Source organism: Aeromonas sp. HMWF015, from assembly GCF_963878965.1.
In the GTDB taxonomy this organism is placed as follows: domain Bacteria; phylum Pseudomonadota; class Gammaproteobacteria; order Enterobacterales; family Aeromonadaceae; genus Aeromonas; species Aeromonas veronii.
On record NZ_CAWNZT010000443.1, the window covers coordinates 1 to 4291 of the forward strand.

Genomic DNA, 4291 nt, shown 5'->3' on the forward strand with positions numbered 1-4291 from the left:
GCTTCTGTCTGCCTATATGACGGTCTTTTCAGAATATAGAATTTGTGAGATGAAAAGTGGTTTTAGGGGACGGAAAAGTTTTTAAAGGATGTCGACAAATTGTTATTTTAAGGTGATAGTGCCACTGACAGTTGAGGATAAATGTGGAGGCATCAAAATGATGCCTCCGCTTATTGTTTATAAATGGTTTTTAGACTATGGCTGTTTCAGTGTTAATATTGATTTTTCCAATGTCTACACCATTAAGAGATAGAATTTTATCCAATAAGTATTCGTATCCGTCGGTTGTCGAGTTGACGTTATTTGAGCTAATGCCAATGCACTGTAAGCTTGGTGAAACAGGATGTTCTCCATAAATGTCATACATTTGGTTGTGAAAACTTCTAAATATTTTTTCGTCAGAAGGGTGGATTATTGTTAGTGATGAAACAACTGCATGATCACTTCCTACCTGATGCAAACCATGGACGTATTTCATAGTTAGCTCAGGAAGATATATGCGAAATGCTCTTTCAGGTGTTGTGTACTTCGCATCAAGAACTATAAGGTTTGCATGGTCATTTTTATTCTTTATCTCAATGGAGATATCAGGTTTCCGATGAGAAAAGAGACCATTTGTAGAGCGTTTTTTAAGTGGTTTGTGTTTTGAATGATTCCATCCTTCAGTATTAACAAATGTTTCTCCTACAGAGTTGGGATGGCCAGACATCCAATAAATAGGTTCTCTTCTAAGCCAGATGTCTGTTCCCTTGTTGTCAATAAACTGTGTTACGAGTTCATTATTAGTCTCTAGAGATATATCTGAAATTGGAAATGTCTTATTCAAATGCAATAGAGTTCTAAGATAACTATAAACCTCAAATATAGTCGGTATGCTTTGGATCGCGAATAGGTTTTCGTATGCAGACCAATCTGGCTTACCCTTTTCATGCCATTCAACCATTTTAATAAAGGCACTTCTATATGCATGATTGTGTCTTACTTTATGTGTTACAATTGGTCTTTCTAATATAGCATGTTTTACAGGTATTTTTGATTCAAGATATATCTTTATTTGTTTCAATGAATCAGCAAGCTTATTGCATCGTTTGATTTGTTCAGAAATCAATATGTTTTTAAACGTTGTCATCTGATCAAAGAAGCTTGAATAACCAATTGGTTTTGTACTGTAACTAATCCTGTTGGGTGAATTGAAAGATGTGTATTGCCTCATATAAGAATTAACTTCTTGAGTTAGTTGCAATACAAAGCCATGTAGTACTTTATTTTCATACAGGTCAGTATTCTCTGTCAAAATGGGTAACTGAATTAAAGTCGCTTTAAAATAATCCTTGTTATGCTCAAAATGAGCATCATGTGCTGAATCTGTCGCTGATAATACTGACATGTTTGATAGTAACCATCCCATTGAACTATCATCAATGTCTTCTTGTCCTGTAGGATTTATAATTTTATGCTCGGGGATTAACCTCGTTATTGGATGTCTAAAAATTAACTGTAGGTCGCATTTAAATTTGTCGATCAAACTCTCTATTCTTTCTAGTGAAAGGCTTGGTGACGAGCTTCCGTCGCCTAGTTTTGCTCCATGTCTTGTTGTCCTAAATATAGAGTGAATTAGTTCGCCTGGAGTGTTGGAAATATATGTGAGCATCTCGCTAACTCTATCTGAATTGAGCTTTGATGCTAAAACCTCTATCGGTTTGAAATAATCAATGTGTATGTCTTGCGAATGTTTTTTCTTTAACGCGACATTAAATTCAGCTATGCCAAAGTAGTTTATAAAAACTTTTTCATAGCCATAAGGTTCACGATAAGCGGGGCTCCAGATAAAAGTAATCTGGTTGTCCTCAGCCCTTCTTATGGTTGTGCTAGGTATACTATGTTCATATAGCTCAAGAACTGCTGATTCGTATTCATCAGATGTAGTTAGGCTAAATTCTACGGATTCATCCTCCTTTATCCACTCAATTGTATCCAGTGTAGATTGATTTTGTGAAAGCGTGATTGCTTGGCCTTTCCTTGAACCATTCAATATGGTTATAACTAGAACCATAATCACACCTTAGTTAAAAAATGAATATGTGCCTGTAAATTCATTGCCACCAGTTAAAATTCGTTCTACATGATATGTAGAACGATGGTGAGTTTTATTTAAGATCGGAAGCAGCTCTTGAACTCTTCGCTTAAATTTAGACCCATAGCCTTCAATATGAGGCAGAATATGCTGTGATATTGCGAAATCCATAGCTATTTCAGGGCCAATAATACTGCCAGCTACTGAGCAATAATTTCGAATTGCCATTATCTTACGATGGCTAATTGGAACTGCTTGGCCATACTCTGAATCTCTCTTATGTAAGAGCTCAATCACCTGACTCAATATAGCTTCATTTGAACGTGACATCTCATTATCAGATGAGGATAGGAGAGCTTTAAATTTAGCAGAAGTGATTGCACCATCAAGTTTGAAGTTTGATGATATCTCTGATGCGTTCAAGTCTTGTTTTGATTGTGTAAGACTGATTACAGGAACTCTATCTACGAGACGTGGTGATAGGCGTTCTGTTGTTGAATCATTATTGATTGTGGCTATAAATCTGACATTGCTTGTAACATTCAGATATCGATTGTCAGGTTCAAGGATGCCTGTATCTATAGGGCGATATCTACCTTCTTGGTCACACATGCCAAGAAAATCTGACCAATAGTGCTCTATGCTTGATAGGTTTGCTTCATCAAGTAATACAAGTTTTGTTGCAGATTCGCCTTCATTAACTGAGAGATCCTTTTTAAGGAAACTGTATAAACCGGTTCTCGATTCTTGATAGACGCCTTTGAGTGAGTTATAGAAGCCCAGTATGTCTCGTGAAGAAACCCAACCACGCCCAACAGGTATGTACAAGAAATTTTGTTGTCCTCGTACATCACCTAGATGCATTGCATTTGCTAACCGTGTGATAGTTGAGGTTTTACCAACACCGGGAGGCCCGGATAGGATAGTTAAGAATGACTGATTAATTGAGACTACAAGATTTGTCATCTCTTCTTTTGAGAATGTTCTTCCACCATCATCTTCAAAATGATTACACAATAGCTCTACAAGGTCTTCACCAGAGTTTGGCTCATTAGATGTAAAAGTAACCGGGGTATAATTTGTCTGGGTTGTTGTGGTCGCAGTGCCTCCATTCAATACACGACTGACTACCTCCATCTCAACCATTTTAGATGCTAGTTTTTCTTGATCATTGAGAGCATCCTCAAAACCTTTAACAGCAGCCTTTAGTTTACCAGAATGGGATTCGTAATAGTTGCATTCACTTTTTAACTTATCTATTTGGTCAACAATTTTTAAACGTTTTGTTTTTTCGTCTATTATCGATTGTATATTGTTTAATTCCTCTGATTTCGCCTTTACTTCTTGCGATAACTCTTCTTGCTTTCTTTCAAGGCTAAGTCTTGCTTGTTCCTGTGTTTCGGCTTGGATTTTTGCAATTTCCTCTTTAGCTTTTTCCCTTGCCTCTGATACTAGAGCTTGTGTTTTTTCTAGTTCAATTCGTTTTGAGTCAATTTGTTTTTCATATTCTGCAAGTTGTTTCTTTATTGAGTCTTCTTGTGCTTTAGCATCAGCTTGAACTTTTTCTAGATGATCGCTTAGTAAATACTCTTTGTTTGACTCTACATATTCAGTAAGAAACTTAATGCCAATTGGACTAGATAAATGAGACTTGATTAGCTCAAAACCAATGTCTGACTCATTGAGGTAACGATCGAGCAGAGCCTTGAGTCTATCTAATCGCTCGGATTTTACTGACTGGTGTGTTTTCTCACTTTGCGAAATTACCTGTTGTAATTTCTCAGCTTCTTTTTTTGCTAATCCTTTAAGATTTTTACCAAACCCTTGAAGATTGAAAAATTTAATTAAACGATCATCTGCCATGTAATCAATTTTATTGATCGGATAGGATATCAAATCTTTTATGGATGTTACAAATGACAGCTCTTTTCTATTAACTACAATATTCACTAAACAACTATAAATATCATCCTCTTTATAGTGGCCTAAATAGTCTTTTCCTAAAGATAAACTTGGGTGAGTTAAGGGTTCAATGACATATGAATTATATGAGTTTTCACTGCTTGTTAATGGCCCGTAAATGTTATCGCCATCTTTAAGAAAGAAGGTTCCTCGAGGTGGCACGACTCCGGCAGGTAAGGTTCCTGTTTCTTTGGGAGGTAATGGGTGATGGAAAATAGGTAAGAGCGAGCCTGCTGCTAGGCTACTTACTGCATC

The 4291-nt window shown here is 36.5% G+C and carries 2 protein-coding genes; both read right to left on the reverse strand.

Annotation, left to right across the window (positions count from 1 at the left end):
• Window positions 1-190: 190 nt before the first annotated feature.
• Complete coding sequence (locus AACS18_RS22840; RefSeq protein ID WP_108613393.1) at window positions 191-2053, reverse strand: DUF2357 domain-containing protein; 1863 nt, start codon at window positions 2051-2053, stop codon at window positions 191-193.
• A 9-nt stretch (window positions 2054-2062) separates the two neighbouring features.
• The coding region (locus AACS18_RS22845) for an AAA family ATPase (protein ID WP_146184825.1) at window positions 2063-4291 on the reverse strand (2229 nt) is incomplete at its 5' end.